This window comes from Leisingera sp. CC-HEC096 (genome assembly GCF_059429235.1).
Genome location: NZ_JCAIJS010000004.1, coordinates 23,552 through 36,252, shown reverse-complemented (window position 1 = coordinate 36,252; position 12,701 = coordinate 23,552). Strand labels below are relative to the sequence as shown.

10 protein-coding genes are annotated in these 12,701 nt (G+C 58.1%); 8 read left to right on the top strand and 2 right to left on the bottom strand.

Translation table 11 applies throughout. The features are described from left to right. Positions 1–9: 9 nt before the first annotated feature. On the top strand, positions 10–1,149 hold the full coding sequence (locus tag AC5STI_RS19880) for a glycosyltransferase family 4 protein (protein ID WP_495447993.1): 1,140 nt from the start codon (positions 10–12) through the stop codon (positions 1,147–1,149). A gap of 111 nt (positions 1,150–1,260) precedes the next feature. Here AC5STI_RS19880 and AC5STI_RS19875 read toward each other — a convergent pair whose 3' ends face one another. Then, positions 1,261–3,006, bottom strand: coding sequence for a right-handed parallel beta-helix repeat-containing protein (locus tag AC5STI_RS19875; protein WP_495447992.1), 1,746 nt, complete (start codon positions 3,004–3,006; stop codon positions 1,261–1,263). Positions 3,007–3,232: 226 nt separating this feature from the next. Here AC5STI_RS19875 and AC5STI_RS19870 point away from each other — a divergent pair, with 226 nt between their 5' ends. Further along, positions 3,233–3,445 (top strand): hypothetical protein, encoded by a 213-nt coding sequence (locus AC5STI_RS19870; protein ID WP_495447991.1) that lies wholly within the window; start codon positions 3,233–3,235, stop codon positions 3,443–3,445. Positions 3,446–4,058: 613 nt separating this feature from the next. Then, positions 4,059–5,486, top strand: a complete 1,428-nt coding sequence (locus tag AC5STI_RS19865) for a UbiA family prenyltransferase (protein WP_495447990.1) — start codon at positions 4,059–4,061, stop codon at positions 5,484–5,486. 187 nt (positions 5,487–5,673) lie between these two features. Here AC5STI_RS19865 and AC5STI_RS19860 read toward each other — a convergent pair whose 3' ends face one another. Further along, a complete protein-coding gene (locus AC5STI_RS19860) occupies positions 5,674–5,880 on the bottom strand; it encodes a hypothetical protein (RefSeq protein ID WP_495447989.1) in 207 nt (68 codons plus the stop codon). A 17-nt stretch (positions 5,881–5,897) separates the two neighbouring features. Here AC5STI_RS19860 and AC5STI_RS19855 point away from each other — a divergent pair, with 17 nt between their 5' ends. From AC5STI_RS19855 to AC5STI_RS19835, 5 genes are all read left to right on the top strand, one after another. Next, a complete protein-coding gene (locus tag AC5STI_RS19855; RefSeq protein WP_495447988.1) occupies positions 5,898–6,302 on the top strand; it encodes a hypothetical protein in 405 nt (134 codons plus the stop codon). Next, complete coding sequence (locus AC5STI_RS19850; protein ID WP_495447987.1) at positions 6,299–6,763, top strand: SDR family NAD(P)-dependent oxidoreductase; 465 nt, start codon at positions 6,299–6,301, stop codon at positions 6,761–6,763. The genes AC5STI_RS19855 and AC5STI_RS19850 overlap by 4 nt, the downstream gene beginning before the upstream one ends. Next, positions 6,760–8,241, top strand: a complete 1,482-nt coding sequence (locus AC5STI_RS19845) for a hypothetical protein (protein WP_495447986.1) — start codon at positions 6,760–6,762, stop codon at positions 8,239–8,241. Before AC5STI_RS19850 ends, AC5STI_RS19845 begins: the two co-directional genes overlap by 4 nt. A 957-nt stretch (positions 8,242–9,198) precedes the next feature. Continuing rightward, positions 9,199–11,547 (top strand): GumC family protein, encoded by a 2,349-nt coding sequence (locus AC5STI_RS19840; protein ID WP_495447985.1) that lies wholly within the window; start codon positions 9,199–9,201, stop codon positions 11,545–11,547. A gap of 66 nt (positions 11,548–11,613) precedes the next feature. Then, on the top strand, positions 11,614–12,696 hold the full coding sequence (locus AC5STI_RS19835) for a glycosyltransferase family 4 protein (protein ID WP_495447984.1): 1,083 nt from the start codon (positions 11,614–11,616) through the stop codon (positions 12,694–12,696). Positions 12,697–12,701: the final 5 nt, after the last annotated feature.

Below are 12,701 nucleotides of genomic sequence, written 5' to 3'. Positions count from 1 at the left end.
CAAAATCCCATGAAGCTGGTTGTGACCGTCAATTCCTCCTTCAACATTGTCAATTTCCGCTCCGGCCTTCTGCGCGCGCTGATGGCGGCGGGCCACGAAATCACCGTGCTGGCCCCGCGGGACGATTACACCGAGGCAATTCTCAGCGATATCGGCTGCAGATATGTGGAGCTGAAGATGGACCGCCGCGGCACCTCGCCTGTGCGGGAGGCCGGCTGCCTCAGGGCAATGATCGGGCATATCCGGGCTTTGCGGCCTGATGCCATCCTCAGCTATACGATCAAGAACAACCTCTATGCGGGGCTGGCGGCGCGCCTGACCGGGACGCCGATTATCCCGAATGTGACCGGTTTAGGCTCTGTGTTTTCCGGCAAGGGCCCCTTGGCCGCTTTTGCAGCCCGGGTGTACCGCCATGCCTTCCGGGCCGCTCCCATCGTCTTTTTCCAGAACCTCGAAGATCAGGAGCAGTTTCTGCGGGCCGGCCTGGTTGCGTCCGGAACCGCGCGGATCCTGCCCGGGTCGGGGGTCGACCTGGCGCGGTTCACCGCCTCCCCGGTGCCCGGGCGCCCGGAGGCGCCTGTCTTCCTGCTTGTGGCCCGGCTGCTGTGGGAGAAAGGTATCGGGGAATACGCCGAAGCGGCGCGGCAGGTGCGCAAAGTCTTCCCCAAGGCTGTTTTCAGGCTTGCTGGCGGCCTTGAAGCACCGGGCCAGGCAGCGGTCCCCAAGGCGGTGCTGTCGCAATGGCAGGAGGAGGGGATCATCGAATACCTCGGCCGGCAGCGTGACATCCGCCCGGTTATCGAGCAGGCAACCTGCGTGGTCATGCCCAGCTATTACCGTGAGGGGACACCGCGCGCGCTCCTGGAAGCCGGGGCCTGCGGACGGCCGGTCATCACCACAGATACAGCCGGCTGCCGCACAGTGGTGATCGACGGGGAAAGCGGCTTTCTGGTGGCGCCGCGCGACAGTCCCGACCTTGAGCGGGCGATGCTGCGCATTGCCGCGGCGCCGCAGGACATACTGCAGAAGATGGGCACCGCCGGCCGCGCGCTTGTGGAGCGGCAGTTTGACGAGAAAATCGTGATCCGCGCCTATACCGAGGCGATTTCAGAAATCGCGGGCACGCTGGAAAATCCGGAGACGCTCTAAAAAACTGCGCTGCGGAGGAACGGCCTCCGCAGCGCAGGAAAATCATGGCCCGTCCGGATCTGCTTGCGCAAATTCAAACCCGCCGGACGGGCAGGCCTGATAACGGGCGCGTCAGAACAGTAAGTCGCCTGCCCCGAGTTCCGACACCTGCAGCCCCTGCAGCAGGATGGTGCCTTCACCGGTATCAATCAGTGTATTGCCGCCCTGGCTGCTGATCTCCAGATCGCTGTAGCTGTCTGCGCTCTGGCCCAGCCCGCTCAGGTCGATCACGTCGGTTCCGGAGTTGAAATCCAGAACCGTGTCCTGGCCGTGGCTCGCGGTGAACACAAAGGTATCGCTGCCGGTGCCGCCTGTGATCTGATCGGCGCCGTTGCCGCCATTGAGCGTGTCGTTGCCCCGGCCGCCATCCAGAAGATCCCGGCCGCCGCCGCCCTTCAGAAGGTCGGTGTTGCCGCCGCCATAGACGGTGTCTGCTCCGCCGCCGCCAAAGACCTTGTCCTTGCCGCCGCCGCCATTGACGGTATCCTCGTCCTTGCCGCCTCTGAGCCGGTCTCTGCTGCCGTAGCCGACCAGCATGTCCTTGCCGTCGAAACCTTTGATAATGTCTGCGTCTGCCGTGCCGTGCAGAGTATTGTCTTGCGCGTTGCCGGTCACCAGGTTGGGATCGCCGCCCGGCTCGGGCTCAGGCGCAGGTGTTGTGCCGCCGCCGGACCCGCCGCCTGCAACCGGGCCGGCAGAACCGGACCACAGCTCGCTGGCGGACAGTTTCCGCGCCGCGCCGGTGGTTTCAATGTCGCCGCCGATATTGGTGCCGGAAAGGCTGGGGCCTTCGGCACCGAGGAAACGCATCTCGCCGACGTTTCCGAGCAGAGAAACCCCTTCCCAGGTGATGTCGTAGCCGTCCTTGATCAGGAAGGCGCCTGTATAGGTGGAGGCGTTGTTTTCGAAGATCGTGTCGCTGACATGGATGTCATGCGGCATCATATGCCCGTTGCTTTCGGTCAGCAGGCCGTTGCGGTTGAGCACGGTGACAACAACCCCGTTAGGGCTGTCGATGAACTCGCTGCCTGCAATGCGGATGTTGCTGTTTTGCTTGCTGGGGTCGAAATCGGAGCTGATATAGTACAGGCTCTTGATGTCAATGCCGCTGACGCCGTTGTCGTAGAACACCGTATTCAGGACCTTGCCGTCTTTGAAGCCGCCCGCCGAGTCAATCCCGTCGCGGTGGTTGCCCTCAAAGAAGCTGCCGGACACTGTCATCCGCTCGGGGCCGTCGCCGGTGGGGGTGGCGGTGGTCTTGATGCCGTCGCCCAGCGAGTTCTTAAAGTGGCTGCCGGTCACCGTGGCGTCATCGCCGCCCACGATGCGGACCTGATAGAAGCCGCCCTCAAAGGCGGTGCCGTCCAGGGTGAACCGGTCGCCGTTCTGCACATCGATGTGCATCGAGACATTGCCGGAAAACGCGCTGTTCTCGACGCTCACCCCATCGCCGTCGACGACCAGGACGCGCTTGGTGTGGTAATCGGTGCCCGACACCGGGTTGGCGCCGCGGTAGCCGGTCTGGGGCGCGTTCACCACGTCGAAGGTGACATTGTCCACCGTGACCCCGCTGGACAGGATGAACAGCGCCGAGGTGTCGGTGGCCGAGGTGGTGCGCACATCCAGGCCCGCGCCCTGCTCGGCGGTCAGCGTGAAGTTCTCCGGCAGCCGCAGGTTCGACCCCGAGATCTTGAAGGTGTCTTCAAGAACCAGCGTATCCCCGGCTTTGAACTTGTTGCTCGACAGCAGCGACGCAAACGCGCTGGAGACATCCTGACCCGCGGACCAGCCGAGGTCAGACGAATGCCAAACGGTCATGTGATTTCCTTTCACTGGCGATCAGCCGCGCAGCGGTGCGGCCGACACTCTTACATTGCGAAACAGCACTGACCGGAGGCGGGTCATGAAGACGGGCCTGAAGCACCGGGGGAGATCCCGGGCGCCGCAGATATCTCTGTTCCCTCATCGCCGGAACGCCGGCGTGCTGCTGAATTTGCCGCGGCCTATCGCGCAAACGGGTTAACAGGAAGCCGGGAGCAGCTTGATGTCAAAAAGCCGGCTTTTTTTAGCCGTTTTCCAGCCGGGCACCCGCAATTATCCGCGCAACAGCAGGAAGCCGCCGACAGTGGCGGGACAATGCGTCGACAATTTGATCGCCATCAGCCACCTTGGGTGTTTGAAAGCCTGCGAGAACCAGGGTCAGGATGCATTGGTTTCCGATCTGCCGTATGCTTCAGAGCCCGAAAACGAGCGGTGAACATGTGCGGTCCTTTCCGGCTGAGCGCTGCGCAGAAAAGACCGCCCTGCTTGATGCAGCAGGCCTCAAGGCACACCGCACCGAAGCCACCGGCACGGGGGAAAGCCAAAGGGGGCGGACGCCTTATTGCACGCTCCAAGGGCGGCCTGAATGCGAGACTGCAGACCGCCCGCCCTGCTCCCTTGCCCCTGCCGGACAGAGCAGCGGCTGCATCGGCGAAGGGCCTTTGCTGAACAGCCTGCCAAATGCCAGCTGGCTGCCCGGAGGCGTGGCTGCAGCACCGGTTGGTTCAGGTATGCGTTGAAAGACAAAGGACGCGCGCCTGTATCTCAGGGCAGACGCAGTGCAACACACCCCTGCGGAAGGACAAGCGCCGGTGCAAACGCCGCAACCGTATCGAGATCATATCCGGCCAGCTCACGGACCAGCGGCGCGCAGCCACCCGATACGACCGCAGTCCAAAGGTCTTCCTGTCTGCATCCGCCCTCGCCGCATCCGTAATTTACTGATCATGGGCCATGAACTGAGAGCGCGAAATCACTTTGAATTTGGATATCTTCAGTTCTGAGAGTAGAGTAAAAGGAAAAGTGTATTAGGGAATTGGCTCTTTTAAATGACTGAAACGCACGAAACTCTTGTCGTTGATCTGGATGGCACGCTTCTAAGAAGCGACATGCTGCTTGAAAGTTTCTGGTCAGCCTTTAGTCAAAACTGGCGTAGCCCGGTTTTGGCCGCGGCAGCGCTATTTCGCGGTAAGGCTGCACTGAAACGGTATTTAGCAGAGGTTGCCGAAATTGATGTAACGACCCTGCCTTATGATCCCGAGGTCGTAGCCTACGTCAAAGCTTGGCGCGCCTCGAGAGGAAAGACCGCCCTGGTCACAGCTTCAGATCAGCAGATTGCAAACGAGATAGCCGCTCATCTTGAACTCTTTGACGAGGTGCATGGCTCTAATGGCAGCGTGAACCTCAAAGGATCGCACAAGGCTGGATTTCTTGATCAGCACTTCGGTCAGAATTGTTATGCATATATGGGCGATTCCCCCGCCGATTTGGCGGTTTGGGGACGTGGCAAGCGAGCTATTACCGTCAACGCCTCTGCTGGTTTGCGCAGAAAGGTGGAGAAGGTCGCACCAGAGGCCGAGCATCTCACAACCCGCCCACTGTCACTCGGTCCTTACATCAAAGCCTTGCGCCCGCACCAATGGATAAAGAATGTTTTGGTGTTCTTACCCATGCTGGCTGCGCACGAGATCACGGGAACAGCATTTTTTCTTTCTTTCCTGGCGTTTGTTTCGTTCAGCCTCATCGCCGCCAGCGTTTATGTCCTCAATGATCTCCTCGATCTCGACACTGACCGGACCCACCCGCGTAAATGCAGGCGGCCCTTCGCTTCAGGCAGCGCCCCACTCTCTTCGGGCACATGGATGGCAGCAGGCTTGCTGTGTATTGGAGCGCTTCTGGCTTCGGTTATCGGGGGCGAATTTTTTATTGTAATGGCTGGGTATTATATACTGACAATTGGGTATTCTCTGCACTTGAAACGGCGGATGGTGGTCGACATTTGCACCCTAGCAGGACTTTACACGATCCGGATCATCGCAGGGGCAACAGCAACTGGTATTCCGTTATCTGTATGGCTGCTAGCCTTTTCGGTTTTCTTCTTTTTATCTTTAGCCGCGGTAAAACGGCAGGCAGAGCTGGTGGATAGTGCTGCGCGAGAAAAACTTTCAAAATCAGGCCGTGGTTACCATGCCAATGACTTGCCGATCATCTCTATGGTATCAATTAGCGCCGGATTTGTCGCGGTTTTGGTTATGGCTCTTTATGTCAATGCTCCCTCCGTTGTCGAATTATATAGTTTTCCACAAGCGCTTTGGGGGGTATGTGTTGTCCTGCTTTATTGGATCATGCGAACTGTTATGATCGCTCATCGCGGTGAGATGCACGATGATCCTGTGGTTTATGCAGTCAAGGATCGCATCAGCCAAGTTTGTTTCCTTATTATCCTGATTGCCGTGCTGGCAGGAGCTTTTCTGTGACGCTGAGGGCACTCATCCTTCGATATGCTGTGTTTACCTCCGTTACGGCTGCAATCAACCTCTCTTCGCAGGGAGTTATGCTGCCTTTAAGCCAGAGTAGTTCAGTTTTTGCGCTGGAGATAGGAGATGGCACCCCTGCCGGACTGGAACCAAATATAAGTCACGTGAACGCTGGATATTAACGATATCAAAACTGGAAAGAAGAATGATCTCCAAAATTTTCAGTTTGCACCATAACTTGAATTCTGGCGACCGGTTTTTGTGGGGTAGGAAAACCGTTTTGCGGATGATCGGCCGCACGGACTTCATGCAGCAAATTGGCGCATTGGACGATCTGGCGATTGCTTGCAGCGTTAATTGCAATCCCGGTCACTACTTTGTATTCACCGGTCAACGCAGGGGTGCATTAGCATGGAACTGCCGGCGTGGGGGCGACACCCATTTATCAAGGTCAGGGTTTATATTTCGGCCATTGATAACGCGCTACGCGGGATTGTTTTTTTTGAAGCAAACGCAATTGTGAAAAGAAACGGTTGCGCTTATGGTGAAAGCATAGCAAACCCATCTGCGAAATTAAAAAGGCGGAGCCTGAAAAAAGGTTCAGGCGACGAAGAAAAAAACGGTCAGCTCATAGCTGAGTCCAGTATATTCTTTGATAAAGTCATTAATGCGTGCCTGCCGCGCAGCTGGTTTCCAACTGTCACCCCGGACCAAATTTTACGCAATCGCGGGATGATTGCGGCCAATGTCCATGGCAAGAGCCACCAATTGGATGGCAGCCTTCAACCTGCAAGATCAGATAGACTTTTGACATGAGGAAAACCATCGCCCTCATCCTTGCAGACACTCGCGCGATGCGCAGCAATTGCGAAGGCACAGAAAGCACCTTGGCGGTTCTCGCAAGGTACCTGGAAACGCGCGAAAATGGGATCCTGATTGGCACTAGTGTACACGCCCGAGGCCGTTATCGTGCCGTAAGCTTTGTGTATGGATCCGCAAAAACAGGTTTCACCGTATTTCTATCTGGTTTGCGGAACCGGATCGCAAAATCTAATCTCCACGCTGCGGTGGTTTTTCCAGGGCTTTTGGCCACGAAAATGAATGAGGGTATGAAGCTTCCCAAAACTTTAACAACGCTCCCTTTGGAAGCAGCCGAAGCTGTTGTCAGAACCGTGTATAGCAAGCGAAACATCATCTGCAGCCAGCTGGTTAGGCACTTGATTGCGTATTTATTCCGCAACATCCCAGAACCCATCGCTAAAGGAATGTATATATGAGTTTGAATTTTCGAAGCAGTTTCCAGCCACTTCTCCTGTCTGGGGTGATTGCATGGCTAGCCTATACGCTTTATGGTCTCTCTTTAGGGTATTCATACTGGCTCGATGAGCTTTTCAGCGTATCTGTGGCGCAATTTCCCCTGCGAGAACAGATGACCATAATTCTAAATGATGTTCATCCTCCATTTTTTCAGATCCTGCTATATTTCTGGACAAGTATTTGGGGGGATGGCGAACTTGCGGCGCGAAGCCTATCAGCAGTCTGCGTTGTGCCAGTGTTTTACACTATTTACAGGATGTCGCGCCATCTGGAAGCCACTCAGGCGACCTGGTTCGTAGTGCTTATTTTCTCGAATTGGCTGGTCTACAATTACTCCCAAGAAGTCAGAAGCTATGGCCTGTTGTTTGGGCTTTCCGCCTTGTCATATTACTTGTTCTTGCGGAATGAAAGGCGGGCAATATTCATTATCTTAGCAGCAGTAAGCTTGACGCATTTTTTTGGCACCTTGCTTGCTGTTTTGTGTCTTGTTTGGATTTTCTTGTCCAGCCTGCGCGATAGGAGCACCCTGGCACTATCTGCTGTCACACTATTGGCTGTAATTTCCTGGCCCGCTTATTATTTTTTTTCTGCGAATGAATCCCAGTTGGCAGGCGGCGGTTTTTGGATCAGTTCGACAGGTGTGGATGTGGCCTACAAGGCTGTTTCAGCTACCTTTCCGCTTGCCGGAGTGTTTTTTCGTCTAATCCAGAGCAAATATCCAGCGCTCACCATATTTTTATTTGTTCCCTTCGTGGCTCTGGCGGCATTTTTGATTTACAGCTACTACCGGCGTGCAGAATTGAAGGTTAGGAGATGGATTGTTAAGTCATCTTATCTCTATTGCACCACCGTCATGTGTGTCCTTTTTATATCCGAACATACACCAGTGAGCACTGATCGGAATTTTATCGTCATTGTCATGCCCGGCACATTCCTTGCTGCCGCTGCATTTGCGGGAGGGATGAAATTTTTACCGAGCAGACTTGCTTTCCTTGTAGTGTCGGCAACGATTGTTTTGGCTGGGCAGTTCGATGTGTATACCACTCTGGCCCGTCGCTTCATGCCGCAACAAGATTGGAAAGGAGTGGCGCAAAAGGTTTCTGATCTGGAAAGTGCGGGGAAGATAAGCGGAATCTACCTTTTCTCCCCCATTCCAATTCACGACGACCTCCGCTTGCGGCACTTTATACGATATCGCGGCCATTACTTTGGAGAGTCTGAAAATCTGAAACCAGTTTGGCTAGGCAACCTTTCAACCCTGCCAGAAAAATCCGCAGTCTATTTTGGTCAGGTAAAAGGGGAGAAAGTCAGGCCTGATTATTGCGAAAATTTTATCACGCGAGAACTGGAGGCACTGAATATCCCGTTTCAGGCATTTTTCGCTAGGCAGTATAGAGCATGCGGGAACGGGTACATTATTATTGGGACTGCGGAATAGGCTAGGTTCAGGATGCGTAACCCGTAAATAACCAAAGCCGCGAGGGCGATGGTCGACAGGAAGGCCTTCGGGCACCGGTCGTAGCATGCGGCGACGCCTGGCCTGTCCTTGAGGCAGCCAGACATGGTCTCTATGCGGCCGCGCTGCTTGCAGCGATGTTCGCCGTATTTCACAAGCATCTTACACTGCGTCTGCCCTGAGATACAGGCGCGCGTCCTTTGTCTTTCAACGCATACCTGAACCAACCGGTGCTGCAGCCACGCCTCCGGGCAGCCAGCTGGCATTTGGCAGGCTGTTCAGCAAAGGCCCTTCGCCGATGCAGCCGCTGCTCTGTCCGGCAGGGGCAAGGAGGCCGGGCGGGCGGTCTGCAGTCTCGCATTCAGGCCGCCCTTGGAGCGTGCAATAAGGCGTCCGCCCCCTTTGGCTTTCCCCCATGCCGGTGGCTTCGGTGCGGTGTGCCTTGAGGCATGCTGCATCAAGCAGGACGGTCTTTTCTGCGCAGCGCTCAGCCGGAAAGGACCGCACATGTTCACCGCTCGTTTTCGGGCTCTGAAGCATACGGCAGATCGGAAACCAATGCATCCTGACCCTGGCGCTGGGGAAAAGTTCATCCCCCTGAAAGCAGCATGATGGCCGGACCAAAACAGGGTGAGCTCCAACGCTGGTCGAATCTCTATCTCAGATTGGCCCATAGAAACGGGCTGGACAGTCCGCGTGGCCAGGAATGCTGTACTTCGGTTGCCTATCTTGGCGCGTGCATAAGTAAGAGCGTGGAGAAACGCAGAGGCTGGACAGGTCCAGCGTGAACCAACGGCAGCCGCCTGGATTGCCCGGACTTGGAATCCGTCGACTTTGCCACATAATTATGGATTGATGGCATTTAAGGCGCTCCCAGGCTTGCCATGGAGCGTGCGCGCTAAGCGGCCAAGTGTGATTTGGGTTAAGGGGTTTTGGTGCATGTACGCAAGACGGTCAGAGTTTGGGGATCATGCCCGGCCCAAGGAGTCCCTGCCAGACTATGAAGTCTACAGCCTGCCGCACGACGGCGAGGCAGACCAGACTTTGGACACCCGCAAGATGGCGCTTGCTCTCTGGCGCGGAAAGCTGCTGCTGGCGGCCTGTGCCGCTGCCGGATTTCTGGCCGGACTGGCGCATGTCAGCCAGCAGGAACCGGTCTACCGCGCGGTGACCAGCATCCTCTATGAGCCCGAGCGGCTGCAGATCGTCGATATCTCTGAGGTGCTCGTAGAGCCGGATACCGGGGCCGGCATCGGCAACCAGGTCGAAATCCTCAATTCCACCACCCTCTTGGGCAATATTGTCAACGCCCTTGGGGAAGACACGATCCTGCAAGATGGAAAGGACAACGGCGGGACGCCGGACACCGGCGGGGTCTGGGACGCCGCCGCAGCCTGGCTGCTGGATGCAGCGCCTGATCCCGTTTCCAGCCAGCTGGCGCGGCTGGGGCTGCGTGCGCAGCCGGAAGCCGGAGACACAGCACCGGCCCAGACAGAAGAGGAAGCGCAGCAATCGGCGGCGCGGGATGCCATCAGCTATCTGCGGGACAACCTTGAGATCGAGGTCATCAGCGGTTCCGGGGTGATTGAGCTGTTTTACAGCTCTGCAGACCCGCAAAAGGCCGCTCTGATCGCCAACACGATCAGCGAGGAATACATCGCCTTTCAGAAAGTGTCGAAAAACCAGGACGTGCTTGCGGCCATCGACCTTGTCAGCAACCGCATCGAAGAACTCAGGCAAAGCGTCGTGGAATCCGAGCGGAACCTGGAGAACACCCGCCTGGACCTGGCCCGGCGGCGCGCGCAGAGCGCGGAGATGACCGGCATTCAGCTGGCGGCGCACAATCAGGAGCTTGCCGCCATCCGGCTGCGCCTGTCCGAGTCCCGCGCGCGTTTTAAACGGGCCGCAGCCGCGCTGGCGGAAGGAACGGATCTTTGGAGCGTTACGGAATTCCGGGAATCCGAACTGATCACCGACTTCCGCAGGCGGGAAATCGAAATCCGGGAAACCATTGCGCAGGAGCGCGCCATCAGCGGCAGCGTCGTGACACCGTCCAGCGTGCGCAGCGCAGCCTTGCTCGGGCAGGCGCAGCAGAGCATCCGTGAGGAAGCGGCCTATATCGTAGCCGCGCTTGAGTTCGAGGTCGCGTCGCTGGAACAGCGGGAGCAGCAGCTGGAGCAGATGGTCCGGGAGCTGGAAATCACCTCGATCGAGCGGACCGCGGACGAGCTTTTCATCTCCCGCCTCGAGCGCGAGGTTCTCGCCAACCAGACATTGCTGCAAACCTTTGTGGTGCGCCAGAAGGAAATATCCGAACAGGCCAACCTGCAGTCGGCCGATGCCCGCGTCCTGTCCAAGGCCGAACCGCCTTCGCATCCGGACCGGCAGGCCAGCAACCGCATCCTGCTTGCGTCCAGCGCCGGCGCTCTGTTCATCTGCGCTTTGCTGCTGCTGCTGCGGGAGCGGATGAACAACTCGGTCCGCGATCCGCGCGACCTGGCGGAAATCACCCCTTATCCCCTTCTGACGTCACTGCCGCTGACCGGCAGGCGCAAAAGCCTGCAGAAACGGGCGCGGGAATTCATGAACCGCCCGAAATGCCTGCTGGCTGAAAGCATACGAAACCTGCGCACAAGCCTGCTTTACAGCGATCCGGACAACCAGCCGCAGGTTGTCATGCTGACCTCCTCGGTGCCCGGCGAAGGCAAAAGCGTCACCTCGTTTCTGACCGCTTTGGCCAGCCAGCACACCGAACACGATACCATTCTTGTAAGCTGCGACCTGCGCGATGCGTCCAATGCCCGGATCTATTCGAAATTCCCGAAGCTGGTCCCGTCCAAGTCAAGCACCGGGCTGGTCGGTTACCTGCGCAGTGACTGCAGCCTGGAAGAAGCGCTGGCGGTGCACCCGGAATCCGGGCTGCATATCCTTGCCGCCGGAAAAAAGGAACGCTTCCAGGAAAGCCCGGCGGACATCTTGTCCTCCCCCCAGTTTGCCCAGATGATTGAAGCCCTGCGCGAAAGATACAAACTGGTTATTCTTGATGCTCCGCCTGTGCTGGTGGCGGCGGATGCCCGGCTTCTAGCCAGGATGTCGGATTCCGTTGTCTACCTGGTGCATTGGAACCGCACGTCCAAGAACGCCGTCCGGGAAGGGCTGCGCGAGCTGCGCTCCGTGAAAAGCCCGGTTGCCGGCTGCGTGCTGAGCCTGGTGTCCCAATCCAAAGCCCGGAGATACGCGGATAATGAATTCATCTATAAACAGCACTATGCGGGCTATTACAGCTAGCGGACCGGGCTGCCTGCGGTGATGAAGGTCTGCCACATAGTGGACAATGCCCGTCCTGGCGTCGGCGTGACTCAGGTTGTTTACGATCTGATGACCGCGGACGGGGCCGAGTGCCGCGGCATTTTCACCGGCCGGAGCGAGCTGGACGCGCGGTTTTCCGGGCTGATCAGCCAGGGGGCGGTCACGCTGGCGGCGTCGCCGGCTGACCTGGCGCGCGCCCTGCGCAGGCTCAGGCGGGACGGCTTCCGGCTGCTGCATGTCCACAGCCGCAAATCAGCCTGGATGCTTATGCTGGCCCGGATGTCCGGCTTCCGGATTGTGCGCACCCAGCATTTCGGAACGCTTGCGGGGGGGCAGTCGAAATGGCCGCGGCCCTTGACCGGATTGCGCAATTTTCTGACGGGAAAGACCTGGTGGGTTGACCGGTGGGCCGCTGTGAGCCGGACCTCTAAATGCTATATTCAGACCCGGTGGGGGGTTCCGGACGAGCGCATTTCGATTGTCTGGAACGGCATCGACGTTGAAAAATTCACACCGTTCCGCAACGGTCGCAGGTCAGCGCTGCGCAAGCAGCTTGGCTGGCAGGATGACTGGATCGTGCTGATCGCTGTCGGCTCCCTGGTCGCGCGCAAACGCCACAGCAGTATCATCAGGGCATTTGCGGACATCCCGGACCGGCCCGGCAATGCCCGGCTGGTCATTCTCGGCGAAGGCGGCGAGCGCTCCCGCCTCGAACAGCTGGCGGCCTCCTGCGGCCTGCAGGACAAGGTCATCCTGCCGGGCAGGCGGGACGATGTCGCCGCCTGGGTGGCCGCCTCCGACATCTTTGTGCATGCGGCGCTGGACGAAGCCTTTGGCCTGGCCGTTGCCGAGGCGATGGCCTGCGGCAAACCGGCAATTGCCGCAGGCACCATGGGGCCGGCCGAAATCGTGGAGGATGGCGGGAACGGCCTGCTGGTTGCGGATGGCAGCGCCGCAGGGCTGTCCCAAGCCATGGCCCGCCTGATTGCGGACGGCGCTTTGCGGGCCCGGCTGGGGCAGACGGCCCGCAGCCATGCGGTGCAGCGGTATTCCCTGTCTGCAATGTGCCGCAACTATGCCGCGCTCTATCAAAGCGTGCTCGCTGCCCCTGGTGCGGCGCATGGCTGACAGGC

What these genes read in the sequence shown, in the direction of transcription:
- AC5STI_RS19855 (WP_495447988.1), top strand. Translation starts at nt 5,898, where the DNA reads ATGGAACTGCCGGCGTGGGGGCGACACCCATTTATCAAGGTCAGGGTT.
- AC5STI_RS19845 (WP_495447986.1), top strand. Translation starts at nt 6,760, where the DNA reads ATGAGTTTGAATTTTCGAAGCAGTTTCCAGCCACTTCTCCTGTCTGGG.
- AC5STI_RS19870 (WP_495447991.1), top strand. Translation starts at nt 3,233, where the DNA reads ATGTCAAAAAGCCGGCTTTTTTTAGCCGTTTTCCAGCCGGGCACCCGC.
- AC5STI_RS19875 (WP_495447992.1), bottom strand. Translation starts at nt 3,006, where the DNA reads ATGACCGTTTGGCATTCGTCTGACCTCGGCTGGTCCGCGGGTCAGGAT.
- AC5STI_RS19840 (WP_495447985.1), top strand. Translation starts at nt 9,199, where the DNA reads ATGTACGCAAGACGGTCAGAGTTTGGGGATCATGCCCGGCCCAAGGAG.
- AC5STI_RS19865 (WP_495447990.1), top strand. Translation starts at nt 4,059, where the DNA reads ATGACTGAAACGCACGAAACTCTTGTCGTTGATCTGGATGGCACGCTT.
- AC5STI_RS19850 (WP_495447987.1), top strand. Translation starts at nt 6,299, where the DNA reads ATGAGGAAAACCATCGCCCTCATCCTTGCAGACACTCGCGCGATGCGC.
- AC5STI_RS19880 (WP_495447993.1), top strand. Translation starts at nt 10, where the DNA reads ATGAAGCTGGTTGTGACCGTCAATTCCTCCTTCAACATTGTCAATTTC.